The following is a 13291-nucleotide window of genomic DNA, read 5'->3' on the forward strand; positions in this document are numbered from 1 at the left end:
CAGCCTAGAACGGCGGTGGTGCCACCGCGCCACATCGGCGCTCTGCCATCTGTAGGAAGCGGTGGTAGCGGTCCTCGACCGCCGCCGCCCATACGGGATCGGGCTCGACGACGCGCTCGGTGCGCACCCAACGGGCGGCGTCGGCGATCGTCGTCTCCAGGCCGGCGGCCATGCGGGCGAGGAAGGCGGCCCCCAGCGCGGCCCCCTCCGCCACCGCGGACACCTCGACGGGGCGCCCGGTGGCGTCGGCGATGGCCTGCAGCCACGGCCCGACCCGGGTGCCGCCGCCGGTGGCCACGATGCGCGACACCGGCGCGGCGGACAGTTCGATGAGCTGGCGCACCACGAAGCCCGACGCCTCGTAGGCGGCCCGCCGCAGCGCGGCGGCGTCGTGGGTCAGATCCAGCGCCTCGAGCAGGCCGCGGCGGTCCGGGTCGTGGAACGGGCTGCGCTCGCCGCGCAGGTAGGGCGACCACACCGGTACGCGGCCGGGTTCGACGGCCGTCGGATCCGCTTGCGCCACAACGCGATCCACCCAGCCGAGGAACAGCCCGCCGGCGTTGCTCGCCCCGCCGATCTGACTCTTGCCGGGCGTGGTGTGGGGAATGGTCCACAGCCCTGGCATCTGCCGGGGCTCGGAAATGGTCGTCCACACGATCAGCGTGGTGCCGCACATCACCAGCACGTCGCCGTCGCGGTCGGCGCCGGCCACGATCTGTTCGCACAGCGCGTCGATCGCGCCGGTGGCCAGCGCGGCGCCGCTGCCCCGCACCTCCCCGACGACGGCCCCCATGCTTTCCACCCGCGGCATCTGCTCGATGCGGGCGCCGCGCTCGGCACACGCGGCGGGGTCCCAGCCGGTCCCGTCGAACAGGGGGAACGCCGTGGCGGCGGTGGCGATGTCGATCACGGCGTCGCCGGCCAGCGCGTGGTTGGCCACCGCCGGCGCGGGCCAGTAGCCGGCGGCGTCGGGCTCCTGCGCGGCCGTCCACCGCAGGAACTCCGCCGCCTCGCCGAGCGCGGGCAGGGGCTGCGCGTCCCCGCCGGGGGTGCGGCCCCGGCCGTCGCCGTACAGCAGCCCCGGCGTGATCGGCGTGCCCGTCGCGTCGACGGCGGTCATCGACGGCACCATCGCCGAGACGGCCACCGCCGCGACATCGGTCCGGTCGGCCAGTTCGGCCAGGGCCGCCGACGGCCCCCGCCGCCACGCCTCGTCGGCGTCGTGCTCGAGGCGGTCGGCCGCCGGGACCCGCAGCGCGTGGGGGATGCGCACCCGCGCCGCCACGTTGCCGTCGGCGTCGGCGGCTATCGCCTTGACCGCGGTGCTGCCGACGTCGATGCCGATTGTGACGTCTATGCGTGACACGGGCGTCACCGTACGCCAGCATTGGCATTCGTGACGTCCAAACCGCGCGCCTTGGTCACGGCCCCGATGCGGGGCCCGGGCTTCGCCAAGCTGCGGGAACTGGCCGACGTGATCTATGACCCCTGGATCGAGCAGACCCCGCTGCGCATCTACAGCGCCGAGCAGCTGGCCGAACGGATCGCGAGCGAGGGCGCCGAAATCGTGGTGGTGGAAAGCGATTCGGTGCGCGGCCCGGTGTTCGCCCAGGGGTTGCGCGCGATCGCCTCCACCCGCGGCGACCCCAACAACGTCGACATCGCCGGGGCCACCGCGGCCGGCATCCCGGTGCTGAACACCCCGGCCCGCAACGCCGACGCCGTCGCCGAGATGACGGTGGCGCTGCTGCTGGCCGCCACCCGCCACGTGCTGCCCGCGGACGCGGATGTGCGCAGCGGCAACATCTTTCGCGACGGCAGCATCCCCTATCAGCGTTTCCGCGGCGGCGAGATCGCGGGGCGCACCGCCGGGCTGGTGGGCCTGGGCGCCGTCGGCCGCGCCACCCAGTGGCGGCTGTCCGGGTTGGGCCTGCGGGTCATCGCGCACGACCCGTACAACCCCGACGCGCGCCACAGCCTCGACGAGCTGCTGGCCGAGGCCGACATCGTGTCGCTGCACGCGCCGGTCACCGATGACACGGCCGGCATGATCGGCGCCGGGCAGTTCGCGGCCATGCGCGACGGCGTGGTCTTCCTCAATACCGCCCGCGCCCAGCTGCACGACACCGACGCGCTCGTCGACGCCCTGGTCGCGGGCAAGGTGGCCGCCGCCGGCCTGGATCACTTCGCCGGCGAATGGCTGCCGGCCGACCATCCGCTCGTGGGGATGGCAAACGTCGTGCTGACCCCGCACATCGGCGGCGCGACCTGGAACACCGAGGCCCGGCAGGCGCAGATGGTGGCCGACGACCTCGAGGCGCTGCTGAAGGGTGACGCGCCCGCCCATCTCGTCAACCCGGAGGTACTAGGCCCATGAAATTCGTCGAGAACGCGGAGACCGCGGTGCTGGACGCGGCCAAGGACATGCTGCGCCGGGGCCTGGTGGAGGGCACCGCCGGCAACATCTCGGCGCGCCGCGCCGACGGCAACATCGTCATCACCCCGTCTTCCGTCGACTACCGCGACATGCAGCTCGACGACCTCGTGCTGGTCGATCCGGGCGGCTCGGTGCTGCAGGCGGCCGATGGCCGGTCGCCGTCCTCGGAGATGCAGTTGCACCTGGCCTGCTTTGCCGCGTTCGACGACATCGGCAGCGTCATTCACAGTCATCCGGTGTGGGCGACCATGTTCGCCATCGCCCACCAACCGATCCCGGCGTGCATCGACGAGTTCGCGGTGTATTGCGGCGGGGACGTCCGGTGCACCGATTACGCCGCGTCCGGGACCGCCGACGTGGGTACCAACGCGGTCGCCGCGCTCGAGGGCCGCGCCGCCGCCCTGATCGCCAACCACGGCCTGGTGGCGGTGGGACCGCGGCCCGACAAGGTTTTACATGTCACCGCGCTGGTGGAGCGCACCGCCCAAATCGTTTGGGGCGCACGCGCTCTCGGGGGGCCGGTGCCGATCCCCGAGGACGTCAACAAAAACTTCGCCGCGGTCTACGGTTATCTGCGGGCCAACGCCTGATGCGGCGGTTCCGGCTCGGCCGCGCCACCCTGGCGCGGGTAGTCGAACTGCGATTCTCGTTGGGCGCCAAGTCTTTTCCCCATACCCCGCCGTCGGGGTGGCACGACAATGCCGACCTGCTGGTGCCCGACTTCTTCGATCCCGACACCGATCAGTGGCACATCGCGATCCAGAGCTGGGTCATTCAGGTCGACGGCCTGACGGTCATCGTCGACACCGGCGTCGGCAACGATCGGCTGCGCCCGCACATGCCGCCCTTGGACCACCTGAACACGGCGTTCTTGGCCGCGCTGCGTTCGGCGGGCGTCGAGCGCGACGCCGTCGACGTGGTGGTCAACACCCACATGCACTCCGACCACGTCGGCTGGAACACCATGCTGGACAACGGCACCTGGGTGCCGACGTTCCCCAACGCCCGGTACCTGCTGCCCGCCGCCGACTATCGCCACTTCGAACCCGACGGGCCCGCCGCGCGGCGGTCGCCGCGCACCGAAGCCGAAGCTGCCCAGCAGCGCGGCGACCAGCTGGTGTTCGCGGACAGCGTGTTACCCATCGACGCTGCGGGGCAACTGATCCGGTGGTCGGACGACTACGCGGTCAGCGATTCGCTGCGGCTGCGGCCCGCCCCCGGGCACACGCCGGGCTCCTCGGTGCTCTGGCTGGACGCGGGCCAACCCGCGGTCTTCGTCGGTGATCTCACCCACAGCCCGTTGCAGGTGCGTCGCCCCGGCGACGCGTGCGCCTTCGACATCGACGCCGCCGCGGCCGCAGTGACCCGCCGCCGCATCTTCACCGAGGCCGCGCAGGCGACAGCGACGGTGATACCCGCGCACTACCCCGGCCGCGGCGGCGCGACGATCCGCGCGCTCGGCGACGAATTCGAAGTCGGTGAGTGGCTGGACATTCCAGCCCTGTGACGTGCGAGGTCACCGCTGATCGATCGCCACCTTGACCGCGCCGCTCTCGCCCTGATCGGCGAGCGCCCAGAAAGCGTCGCGCCACCGCGCCAACCCGAAGGTATGGGTGAGCATGGGACGCAGGTCGACGCGTCCGGCGCCGGCCAGGTCGAGGTAGTGGGCGATGGCGTGCTTGCGCTGCCCGTCGACCTCCTCGACGCCGAAGGCGTTGGAGCCCACCAGGGAAACCTCTTTGAAGTAGAGCGGGCTGTCCTCCCAGCGGCCGGGCGCGTGCACGCCGGCCTTCACCAGGGTGCCCCGCGAGCGCAGGACCCGGACGCCCACCTCGAAGGTCTCGGGCTTTCCGATCGTGTCGTAGACGACGTCGACCGCGCCGGGGTGGGCCATCGGCAGGCCCAGCAGCGGCCGGCGCAGCCGGCCACCGCCCCACGCCACGAGCTCCTCGATGAGGTCCGAACGCGGCTCGTGGGCAAGGACTTTCGCGGCGCCGAACCGGCGGGCCAGCTCGGCCTGGGCACCGAAACGGGCTATCACGGCCACGGCCACGTCGGGATACAGCGCCCGCAGGATCGCGACCGCGCACAAACCCAGCGAGCCGGCCCCGTACACCAGCACCGGGCCCGTATCGGGCGGAGGGTGGCGGGTGACCGCGTGCAGGGACACCGAGAACGGGTCGGCGAACACGGCCGCCTCGTCGGGGATCGAGTCCGGAACCGCGAACAGCATGCTGTCGTGGGCGGGCATCAATTCGGCGTAGCCGCCCGTCACGTCGGCCGAGACGCCGGTGTGGATGCCGGGGCTCAGGGCGCCGTCGGTGAAGCTCCAGCACAGGCTGTAGTCGCCGGCCTGACACGCCGGGCAGGGCGGCGCGATGCCCCGCGGCCCGCAGGACAGCCACGGGTTGAGCACCACCCGCTGCCCCACCTGCAGGCCGCGCGCCCTGGGGCCCAGCGCCACCACGTCGGCCACCACCTCGTGGCCCAGGACTTGCGGGAACGAACAGAACGCGGACATGGCGTTGTCGGCGTCGCCTTCGCCGAAGTCCATCAGGATCTGCTTGGAATCCGACCCGCAGATGCCGGTCAGCCGCGGCCGGGTGAGCACCCAGTCCTCCTGCGGCAGTTGCGGATCCGGCACCTCGCGCAGCGCGGTCGGGGTGCGGGCCAGGTTCTGGGTGAGCGCGTTGGCGCGCTCGGGCACCTCGAAGGGCTCCGGTGGCACGCCGTAGACCAGCGCCCTCATGGCGCCGCCAGCCCCGCCGCCCCGGCGATGAACGCGTCGAGGTCGGCGTTCTTGGCGTCGACGACCGGTTTCATGTCCGGCACGTAATGCTCGAAGCCCTCGGTGCCCAGGGCGGCGAGGATGCCGTCGGCCACCTCGTCGGCGGAAACCTTGGGACCCCGGTAGAGGGGTTCCTCGCTGCCCGGGTGATCCCAGATCTCCGTGTCCACCGGGCCGGGCTCGATCAGCTTCACCGCGATAGGTGTGCCGTGCAGGTCCACGGCCATCGCCTCGCTCCAGCCACACAGCGCGAATTTGCTTGCACAGTAGGCGCTTTCGTGGATTATCCCGAGCCGGCCGCCGACACTGGACACGTTGACGATCATGCCCGATCCCCGCTCGCGCATCCGCGGCAACAGGGCCAGCGTCAGCCGCATCGGGGCGAAGAAGTTGACCCGCATGACCTCTTCGACCTCGTCGGGATCCAGCGCGGTGACCGGGCGCCGCTTCGGGACGGCCGCGTTGTTGATCAGCACGTCGATGCCCCCGAGCGTGTCCCAGGCGGTCGCCGCCAGGTCACGCAGCGCGGAGGTGTCGGCCAGGTCGGCGACCCACATCGCCGATCCCGGGGCGGTACGCCGGCAGTCGGCCAGGACCTCGGCCAGCCGATCCCGGCGGCGCGCGACCAGCCCGACCACTGCGCCACCGCCGGCCAGACGCCGGGCCAGGGCCGCGCCCAGACCCGACGAAGCGCCCGTGATCAGCACCCGCTCGTACGCCATCAGTAAAGGTTGCCGCGAATCGCGGGAAGCGTACAGTGGGGGAAGCTTGTTATATCGGCTAAATATTAGATTGACTACCTCCGATAGGGGCACCACCATGACTTCCACCAGGTACGAGGGCGACACCTGGGACCTCGCCTCCAGCGTCGGCGTGACCGCCACCATGGTCGCGGCGGCCCGGGCGATGGCCACCCGCGCCGAGCGCCCGCTGATCAACGACCCGTTCGCCGAGCCGCTGGTCAAGGCGGTCGGAGTCGACCTGCTCTCCCGGCTGGCCAGCGGCGAGCTCGACCCGGCCGAGCTGAACGACGTCCACGACGGCGCCGCCAGCTCCGCCGGGGCAATGTCGCGGATGGCCGACAACATGGCCGTGCGCACCAAGTTCTTCGACGAATTCTTCATGGACGCCACGAACGCGGGCATCAAGCAGGCGGTGATCCTGGCCTCCGGGCTGGACGCGCGGGCCTACCGGTTGGCGTGGCCGGCCGGGACGGTGGTCTACGAGGTGGACCAGCCGCAGGTCATCGAATTCAAGACCCGCTCGCTGGCCGAGCTGGGCGCCGCCCCCACCGCCGAGCGGCGCGTGGTGGCCGTCGACCTGCGCGACGACTGGCCCACAGCGCTCAAGGACGCCGGATTCGATCCCGCCCAGCCGACGGCGTGGAGCGCCGAGGGCCTGCTCGGCTACCTGCCGCCGGAGGCACAGGATCGCCTGCTGGACACCATCACCGAGCTCAGCGCGCCGGGCAGCCGGCTGGCCACCGAGAGCGCGCCCAACCCCGCACCCGGCGACGACGAGAAGCTCAAGGAGCGCATGCAGGCGATCTCCGAGCGCTGGCGCGCGCACGGCTTCGATCTCGACATGGCGGGGCTGGTCTACTTCGGCGACCGCAACGAGGCCGCCCCCTACCTGGCCGCTCACGGGTGGCGCCTGAACAGCGCCAGCATCCGGGATCTGTTCGCCGCCAACGGGCTTGACCCGCTCGGCGACGACGACATGCGGATGGGCGAGATGCTCTACACGAGCGGCACCTATGAGTGAGGGGCGCGCCGAGGGCGACAGCTGGGGGCCGGCACACAGCGTGGGGGCGACGGCGACCATGGTCGCCGCGTCCCGCGCGGTCGCGTCGAAGGGTCCCGACGCGCTGCTCGACGATCCGCTGGCCGACCCGCTGGTCCGCGCCGTCGGCCTGGATCCCTTCATCCGGATCATCGACGGCGAGATCGACTTCGAGGACGACCCGCTGTTCAACCGCCGGGCGCGGGCCGAGCAGATCACGGTGCGCACCAGGTTTTTCGACGACTTCTTCCTGGACGCGACGAACGCGGGCATCAAGCAGGCGGTCATCCTGGCCTCCGGCCTGGACACCCGGGCCTACCGCCTGCGGTGGCCGGCGGGAACCGTGGTCTACGAGATCGACCAGCCCGACGTCATCGCCTTCAAGACCGACACGCTGGCCGGCCTCGGCGCCGCCCCCACCGCGCAGCGCCGCACGATCAGCATCGACCTGCGCGACGACTGGCCGGCGGCCTTGCGCGACGGTGGTTTTGACGTCACCCAGCCGACCGCCTGGAGCGCCGAGGGGCTGCTGCCCTACCTGCCGCCCGAGGCGCAGGACCGGCTGTTCGACAACATCACCGCGCTGTCCGCGCCGGGCAGCCGGGTGGCGACCGAACACGTGCCCGACCCCGACGCGTTCTCCGACGAGCGCCTGCGCCGCATCTCCGAGCGGTGGCAGCGCTTCGGCTTCGACCTGAATGCGGCCGACCTGTTCTACCGGGGCGAGCGCAACGTCGTCGTCGACTACCTGAACGGCCATGGCTGGCAGGTGAGCGCGCATCCCGCCCGGGAACTATACGCCCGCAACGGGTTTGAGTTTCCCGAGGACGAGATGGCGGCCACCTTCGGTGAGCTGAGCTACGTCGCCGCGACGCTCGAGTAAGGTTTTTCCCATGCCACGCACTCACGACGACAACTGGGATCTGGCGTCCAGCGTCGGCGCCACCGCGACGATGGTCGCGGCGGGGCGGGCGATGGCGACGAAGGATCCGCGGGGTCTGATCAACGATCCGTTCGCCGAGCCGCTGGTGCGGGCGGTCGGGGTGGAATTCTTCACCAAGATGATGGACGGCGAGCTCGACATCGATGCGATCGAGAACGCCTCGTCGGTGCGCGTTCAGGCGATGATCGACGGAATGACGGTGCGCACCAGGTACTTCGACGACTATTTCATGGACGCCGTCGGCGCCGGCGTGCGTCAGGTGGTGATCCTGGCCTCCGGGCTGGACGCGCGCGCCTACCGGTTGCCGTGGCCGGACGGCACGGTCGTCTACGAGATCGACCAGCCCCAGGTGATCGAGTTCAAAACCAGCACGCTGGCCGGCATCGGCGCCGAGCCGACCGCCGATCGGCGCACCGTCGGCATCGACCTGCGGGCGGACTGGCCGACCGCGCTGAAGGACGCCGGGTTCGATACGACCGCACCGACGGCGTGGCTGGCCGAGGGCCTGCTGATCTACCTGCCGCCGGACGCCCAGGACCGGCTGTTCGACAACATCACCGCGCTCAGCGCGCCCGGCAGCACCATCGCCACCGAATTCGTGCCCGGCATCGTGGATTTCGACGCCGAGAAGGTGCGGGAGATGTCCGGTTCGTTCCGGGACCACGGCGTGGACATCGACATGGCGTCGCTGGTCTACACCGGCGACCGCAACCATGTCGTGGACTACCTGTCGAGCACCGGGTGGCACGCCGAGGGCGTGACCCGCACCGAGCTTTTCGAGCGCGGCGGGTTCGACGTGCGCGCCCCGGAGGACGACGACCCGCTCGGTGAGATCGTCTTCATCAGCGGCAGGCTCGGCGGCTAGCTAAACCCTAGAGCCGCCAGGGCCCCGCCCACAGCGCGCTGGCGCCGCTGACGGACCGTTCGACGTTGTCCACGATGCCGCCGATGGTGCGGCCCAGCAGCGCCCCCAGCGCGTCGGGCAGCGACGCGGCGGCCGGCTGCGAGGACGCCCGGGGCCGAAGCATGTCCAGCAGCGAACCGCCCGGGTAGGTGACGATGCGCACGTCGGCGTCCTCGTCCAGTCCGGCAAGGATTTTCGCGCGCCGCAGCGCGGTTCGGAACCCGCCCAGCTCGTCGACCAGGCCCCGCTCCAGCGCGTCGGCGCCGGTCCAGACCCGGCCCCGCGCGACCCGGTCGACGGCGTCTTTGGTCAGGTTGCGCCCGTCGGCCACCCGCGCCACGAAGTCGGCGTACAGCAGGTCGGCCTCGGCCTCCCGGTGGGCGCGCTGCTCCGGCGTGAACGGCGTGTCGATCGCCCAGGCGTCGGCGTTGGCGTTGGTGCGCACGGTGTCCGAGCCGACGCCCAGCCGCCCCAGCAGATCACGGATCACCAGCTTGCCGGTGAGCACGCCGATCGAACCGGTGATCGTCGCGGGGCTGGCGACGACCGCGTCGGCCGCCACGGCGATGTAGTAACCGCCGGAGGCGGCGACCGACCCCATCGACGCCACCACCGGCTTGCCCCGGTTGCGGGCCTTTTTCACCTCGCGCCACAGGGTTTCCGACGCGGTGACCGAGCCGCCGGGGCTGTTGACGCGCACCACGATCGCCGACACCGAATCGTCGGCGGCGGCCTCCCGCAGCGCCGGCGCTATGGTGTCGCTGCCGACCGTGGAGGTGCCGAACGGCAGGAACTGGGGTCCACCGCGCCCGTCGACGATCGTGCCGTCGACGTTGATGACGGCCACCGTCGGCTTGGGCCGGCGACCGGGCACCGACGGCGCCGGCGGGATCAGCCGCGACCGTGCGGCGCCGGCGTAGCGCGACAGATACAGCCGCGGCGGCGCATTCTCCTCCGAAACATCTTTCACGCCAACCAGTTCCGCGATGCGGTCATAGGCTTCGTCCCGGAATCCGATACGGTCGACCAGGCCCGAGGACACGGCCTCCTCGCGCAACAGCGGGGCGCGATCGGCCAGGGCGTCCAGGGCGGCGGCGTCGAGCTTGCGTGATGTCCCCACCGCTTCCCACACCTGCTCCCGGATGCTCTCGAGCATCCGGGTGACGGCCTCGCGGTGGGCCTCGGTGAAGCCGTGCTCGGTGAAACGGTTTGCCGCGGACTTGTATTCGCCGCGCGCGACGACTTCGGCTTCGATGCCGGCCTTGTCGAACGCGTCGCGTAAAAAGGTGGCGTTGCTGGCGAAGCCGATCAGCCCGACGCTTCCCGCCGGCTGCATCCAGACCTCGCCGAAGGCCGAGGCCAGGTAGTACGACAACGTGCCCGGGTAGGTCTCGGCCCAGGCCAGTGACGGCTTGGCGGCGGTGAACGCGACGATGGCCTCGCGCAGTTCCTGCACCGCGGCCGACGGCGACGCCGTCAGTTGCACGCGGGCGATCAGCCCGGCGACCCGCGGATCCTCGGCCGCCCGGTAGATGGCGGACACCGTGTCGCGCAGCGACACCGGACGGCTCCCACCGGTGATCATCGCCAGCGGGTCGAACCCCGACGTCTCCGGCGGCATTGAGCGCAGATCCAATTCGAGCACGCAGCCGTTGGGCACGCCGTGATGACGTGCGGTGTCGACCCGGTCGGCCAGCGCGCGCACCTCGTCCGCGCCTTTTGACAAACCGGGTATCGAGGGCAGGAAAGCGAACATGCCTGCAGACTACCGACCGGCCACCGTACGGTGGTCCGGTGAGGTTTTCCATCGCCATCCCGCAGTTCGACTACGAGACGTTCGACGCGGCGGGGCTGCGGTCCTTTCTCACCCGCGCCGAGGAGCTCGGGTTCGAGGGTGGCTGGGTGCTCGAACAGATCATCGGACCCGCGCCGCTACTGGCCCCGATGGAGCTGCTGGCCTATTGCGCCGCCTGCACCGAGCGGCTGCGCCTGGGCGTCGGCGTGCTGGTGACGTCGCTGCACGAACCGCTGCAGCTGGCCTCGGCGATCACCGCCGTCGACCGGCTCAGCCACGGCCGCCTCGACGTGGGTGTCGCCCCCGGTGGCGGGCGGCGGAAATTCGCCGCCTTCGGCGTGGACAAGGACACCTTCATCTCGTATTTCACCGAGGGCCTGGAGCTGATGAAGGCCGCCTGGTCCGACGACCCCCGGGTGACGTTCCACGGCCGTTTTCGCGAGGTCGACGACCTGCCCGTCGCGCCCAAGCCGGTGCAGCGACCGCACCCGCCGATCTGGTTCGGGGGCCTCGCCCCGAAGGCCCTGGCCCGCGCCGTGCGGCACGGCGATTCGTTCCTGGGCGCCGGCTCGTCGACCACGGAGGCGTTCGCCGGGGCCGTCGCCGTCGTGCGCCGTGAGCTCGACGCGCAACACAAGGACCCCGCCGGGTTCACCATCGCCAAGCGGGTCTACCTGACGGTCGACGACGACGCCGCCAGGGCGCGGGAACGCGTGCTCGCCGGGCTGGATCGCATCTACGGGCGGATGCCCGGCGTGCAGGACGTGCCGGTCTCCGGCACCCCCGACGACGTGGCCCGCGGGCTGCGCGAGGTCATCGACGCCGGGGCGCAGATGCTGTTACTGAATCCCGTCGGCATCGACGCGAGCGAGAACCGCGAGCAGATGGAACGCCTTGCCGCGGAAGTGATTCCGCAGCTGAGTTAGGACAGCTCGGTGGCCGAGCCGCCGGCGGCGGTGATCTTCTCGCGTGCGCTGCCGCTGAACTTGTGCGCGGTCACCTCGACCTTGACGGTCAACTTGCCGTCGCCGAGGACCTTGATCAGCGAGTTCTTGCGAACGGCGCCCTTGGCCACCAGCTCGTCCACGCCGATCGAACCGCCTTGCGGGAAAAGCCGATTGAGGTCGCCGACGTTGACGATCTCGTACTCGGTGCGGAACCGGTTGCGGAACCCCTTGAGCTTGGGCAGCCGCATGTGGATCGGCATCTGACCACCCTCGAAGGTGGCCGGCACGTTCTTGCGCGCCTTGGTGCCCTTGGTACCGCGGCCGGCGGTCTTGCCCTTGGAGCCTTCACCGCGACCGACGCGGGTGCGGGCGGTCTTCGAGCCGCGGGCGGGTTTCAGGTCGTGCAGCTTGATAGTCACTTGGCCTCCTCTACCTCGACCAGGTGGCTGACCACCGCGATCAGGCCGCGGGTCTGCGGGTTGTCCTCGCGGATCACCGAGTGGCGGATCCGTCGCAGGCCGAGGGTGCGCAGGGACTCACGCTGCTTCCAGCGGGCCCCGATGGTGCTGCGCACCTGGGTGATCTTCAGTTGACTGCTCATGGTTGGGTCCCCGAAATCTGCGCCTCACGTGCCGCCGCACTGGCCAGCGCGTCGCTTTCCCGTCGCGCCTTGAGCATTCCGGCCGGCGCAACGTCCTCGATGGGCAGTCCGCGGCGGGCGGCAACCTCCTCGGGGCGCTGCAGCAGCTTGAGCGCGGCGACGGTCGCGTGCACCACGTTGATGGCGTTGTCACTGCCCAGCGACTTGGCCAGGATGTCGTGCACGCCAGCGCATTCCAGCACCGCGCGGGCGGCGCCGCCGGCGATCACACCGGTACCCGGGCTGGCCGGGCGCAGCAGCACCACGCCGGCGGCCGCCTCACCCTGCACCGGGTGCGTGATGGTCCCGCGGATCAGCGGCACCCGGAAGAAGCCCTTGCGGGCCTCCTCGACGCCCTTGGCGATGGCGGCGGGAACTTCCTTGGCCTTGCCGTAGCCGACGCCGACCATGCCGTTGCCGTCACCGACGATCACCAGCGCGGTGAAGCTGAATCGCCGACCACCCTTGACCACCTTGGAGACGCGGTTGATGGCGACGACCCGCTCCAGGTAGTTGCTCTTGTCGCCGTCGCGGTCGCGGCCACGACCGCCGTCGCCGCGCCGACCGCGGCTGTCGCGGTCACCGCGCGAGTCACGGCTGTCGCCGGCGCCTTGTCCGCCGGCGGGCTGCTCCGCCATTATGCGGTCCTTCCAGTCGTGTACACGTTCTCAGTCATCAGAATTGCAATCCGTTCTCGCGTGCGGCATCGGCCAGCGCCGCGATCCGTCCGCCGTAGGTGTATCCGCCGCGGTCGAAGACCACGCTGTCGATGCCGGCGGCCTTGGCGCGCTCCGCGATCAGCTGGCCCACCCGCACGCTGCGGGCTTTCTTGTCCCCCTGCAGGCTGCGCACGTCGTCCTCGATCGACGACGCGGCGGCCACCGTGGTCCCGTTCTCGTCGTTGACCAGTTGCACATGAATGTGTCGCGCGGATCGGTTGACCACCAGCCGCGGACGCTGCGGCGTGCCCTCGATCTTCTTGCGCAGCCGGGCGTGCCGGCGCAGCCGAGAGACGCGCCGAGTCGCGGATACGCTCTGCCCCACCGGCTTTCGCG

Annotated in this window: 15 protein-coding genes; 7 read left to right on the forward strand and 8 right to left on the reverse strand. The window is 71.0% G+C overall.

What is annotated here, in order from left to right:
• Positions 1–4 precede the first annotated feature (4 nt).
• Positions 5–1366 (reverse strand): xylulokinase, encoded by a 1362-nt coding sequence (locus OCU_RS45900; protein ID WP_014381102.1) that lies wholly within the window; start codon positions 1364–1366, stop codon positions 5–7.
• A gap of 30 nt (positions 1367–1396) precedes the next feature.
• Here OCU_RS45900 and OCU_RS45905 point away from each other — a divergent pair, with 30 nt between their 5' ends.
• Genes OCU_RS45905 through OCU_RS45915 form a run of 3 tightly spaced genes read left to right on the forward strand, consistent with a single transcriptional unit; the run spans position 1397 to position 3944 of the window.
• Positions 1397–2377, forward strand: coding sequence for an NAD(P)-dependent oxidoreductase (locus tag OCU_RS45905; RefSeq protein ID WP_041785209.1), 981 nt, complete (start codon positions 1397–1399; stop codon positions 2375–2377).
• On the forward strand, positions 2374–3027 hold the full coding sequence (locus OCU_RS45910; protein ID WP_014381104.1) for an L-fuculose-phosphate aldolase: 654 nt from the start codon (positions 2374–2376) through the stop codon (positions 3025–3027). The genes OCU_RS45905 and OCU_RS45910 overlap by 4 nt, the downstream gene beginning before the upstream one ends.
• Positions 3027–3944, forward strand: coding sequence for an MBL fold metallo-hydrolase (locus OCU_RS45915; protein WP_014381105.1), 918 nt, complete (start codon positions 3027–3029; stop codon positions 3942–3944). Before OCU_RS45910 ends, OCU_RS45915 begins: the two co-directional genes overlap by 1 nt.
• A 9-nt stretch (positions 3945–3953) precedes the next feature.
• Here OCU_RS45915 and OCU_RS45920 read toward each other — a convergent pair whose 3' ends face one another.
• A complete protein-coding gene (locus OCU_RS45920) occupies positions 3954–5186 on the reverse strand; it encodes a zinc-dependent alcohol dehydrogenase (protein WP_014381106.1) in 1233 nt (410 codons plus the stop codon).
• Positions 5183–5947, reverse strand: a complete 765-nt coding sequence (locus OCU_RS45925) for an SDR family NAD(P)-dependent oxidoreductase (RefSeq protein ID WP_014381107.1) — start codon at positions 5945–5947, stop codon at positions 5183–5185. Before OCU_RS45925 ends, OCU_RS45920 begins: the two co-directional genes overlap by 4 nt.
• Before the next feature lie 97 nt (positions 5948–6044).
• Between OCU_RS45925 and OCU_RS45930 the strand changes: the two genes are divergently transcribed.
• Genes OCU_RS45930 through OCU_RS45940 form a run of 3 tightly spaced genes read left to right on the forward strand, consistent with a single transcriptional unit; the run spans position 6045 to position 8815 of the window.
• The gene (locus OCU_RS45930) at positions 6045–6989 is read left to right on the forward strand and encodes a class I SAM-dependent methyltransferase (RefSeq protein ID WP_014381108.1); all 945 of its coding nucleotides are present in this window, start codon (positions 6045–6047) and stop codon (positions 6987–6989) included.
• Positions 6982–7890 (forward strand): class I SAM-dependent methyltransferase, encoded by a 909-nt coding sequence (locus OCU_RS45935; protein WP_029383862.1) that lies wholly within the window; start codon positions 6982–6984, stop codon positions 7888–7890. Before OCU_RS45930 ends, OCU_RS45935 begins: the two co-directional genes overlap by 8 nt.
• A 10-nt stretch (positions 7891–7900) precedes the next feature.
• Positions 7901–8815, forward strand: coding sequence for a class I SAM-dependent methyltransferase (locus OCU_RS45940; protein ID WP_009951877.1), 915 nt, complete (start codon positions 7901–7903; stop codon positions 8813–8815).
• A gap of 7 nt (positions 8816–8822) precedes the next feature.
• Here the strand turns inward: OCU_RS45940 and sppA are convergent, their stop codons facing one another.
• The gene (gene sppA / locus OCU_RS45945) at positions 8823–10610 is read right to left on the reverse strand and encodes a signal peptide peptidase SppA (protein WP_014381110.1); all 1788 of its coding nucleotides are present in this window, start codon (positions 10608–10610) and stop codon (positions 8823–8825) included.
• Between the two features lie 38 nt (positions 10611–10648).
• On the opposite strand from sppA, the gene OCU_RS45950 reads away from it, so the two are divergent.
• Positions 10649–11575, forward strand: coding sequence for an LLM class flavin-dependent oxidoreductase (locus OCU_RS45950; RefSeq protein WP_014381111.1), 927 nt, complete (start codon positions 10649–10651; stop codon positions 11573–11575).
• On the opposite strand, the gene rplO is transcribed toward OCU_RS45950, so the two are convergent.
• From rplO to rplR, 4 genes are read right to left on the reverse strand one after another with little or no spacing between them, the layout of a single operon-like run.
• Positions 11572–12015: a 50S ribosomal protein L15 gene (rplO, locus tag OCU_RS45955; RefSeq protein ID WP_008260595.1), complete on the reverse strand. Its 444-nt coding sequence runs from the start codon at positions 12013–12015 to the stop codon at positions 11572–11574. The two genes, OCU_RS45950 and rplO, sit on opposite strands and share 4 nt — an antisense overlap.
• Positions 12012–12197 (reverse strand): 50S ribosomal protein L30, encoded by a 186-nt coding sequence (gene rpmD / locus OCU_RS45960; RefSeq protein WP_009951873.1) that lies wholly within the window; start codon positions 12195–12197, stop codon positions 12012–12014. Before rpmD ends, rplO begins: the two co-directional genes overlap by 4 nt.
• Positions 12194–12874 (reverse strand): 30S ribosomal protein S5, encoded by a 681-nt coding sequence (gene rpsE, locus OCU_RS45965; RefSeq protein ID WP_008260606.1) that lies wholly within the window; start codon positions 12872–12874, stop codon positions 12194–12196. The genes rpmD and rpsE overlap by 4 nt, the downstream gene beginning before the upstream one ends.
• A 37-nt stretch (positions 12875–12911) precedes the next feature.
• Entirely contained in the window at positions 12912–13280 is a 369-nt protein-coding gene (gene rplR / locus OCU_RS45970) for a 50S ribosomal protein L18 (protein ID WP_008260609.1), read from the reverse strand.
• Positions 13281–13291: the final 11 nt, after the last annotated feature.

The organism is Mycobacterium intracellulare ATCC 13950, from assembly GCF_000277125.1.
GTDB classification, from domain to species: Bacteria; Actinomycetota; Actinomycetes; order Mycobacteriales; family Mycobacteriaceae; genus Mycobacterium; species Mycobacterium intracellulare.

Bases quoted from the DNA above. Each gene is read 5' to 3' on its own strand.
- OCU_RS45940 (WP_009951877.1), top strand. From the start codon at position 7,901: ATGCCACGCACTCACGACGACAACTGGGATCTGGCGTCCAGCGTCGGC.
- rpmD (WP_009951873.1), bottom strand. From the start codon at position 12,197: ATGAGCAGTCAACTGAAGATCACCCAGGTGCGCAGCACCATCGGGGCC.
- rpsE (WP_008260606.1), bottom strand. From the start codon at position 12,874: ATGGCGGAGCAGCCCGCCGGCGGACAAGGCGCCGGCGACAGCCGTGAC.
- OCU_RS45935 (WP_029383862.1), top strand. From the start codon at position 6,982: ATGAGTGAGGGGCGCGCCGAGGGCGACAGCTGGGGGCCGGCACACAGC.
- OCU_RS45915 (WP_014381105.1), top strand. From the start codon at position 3,027: ATGCGGCGGTTCCGGCTCGGCCGCGCCACCCTGGCGCGGGTAGTCGAA.
- OCU_RS45925 (WP_014381107.1), bottom strand. From the start codon at position 5,947: ATGGCGTACGAGCGGGTGCTGATCACGGGCGCTTCGTCGGGTCTGGGC.
- OCU_RS45910 (WP_014381104.1), top strand. From the start codon at position 2,374: ATGAAATTCGTCGAGAACGCGGAGACCGCGGTGCTGGACGCGGCCAAG.
- sppA (WP_014381110.1), bottom strand. From the start codon at position 10,610: ATGTTCGCTTTCCTGCCCTCGATACCCGGTTTGTCAAAAGGCGCGGAC.
- OCU_RS45930 (WP_014381108.1), top strand. From the start codon at position 6,045: ATGACTTCCACCAGGTACGAGGGCGACACCTGGGACCTCGCCTCCAGC.
- OCU_RS45920 (WP_014381106.1), bottom strand. From the start codon at position 5,186: ATGAGGGCGCTGGTCTACGGCGTGCCACCGGAGCCCTTCGAGGTGCCC.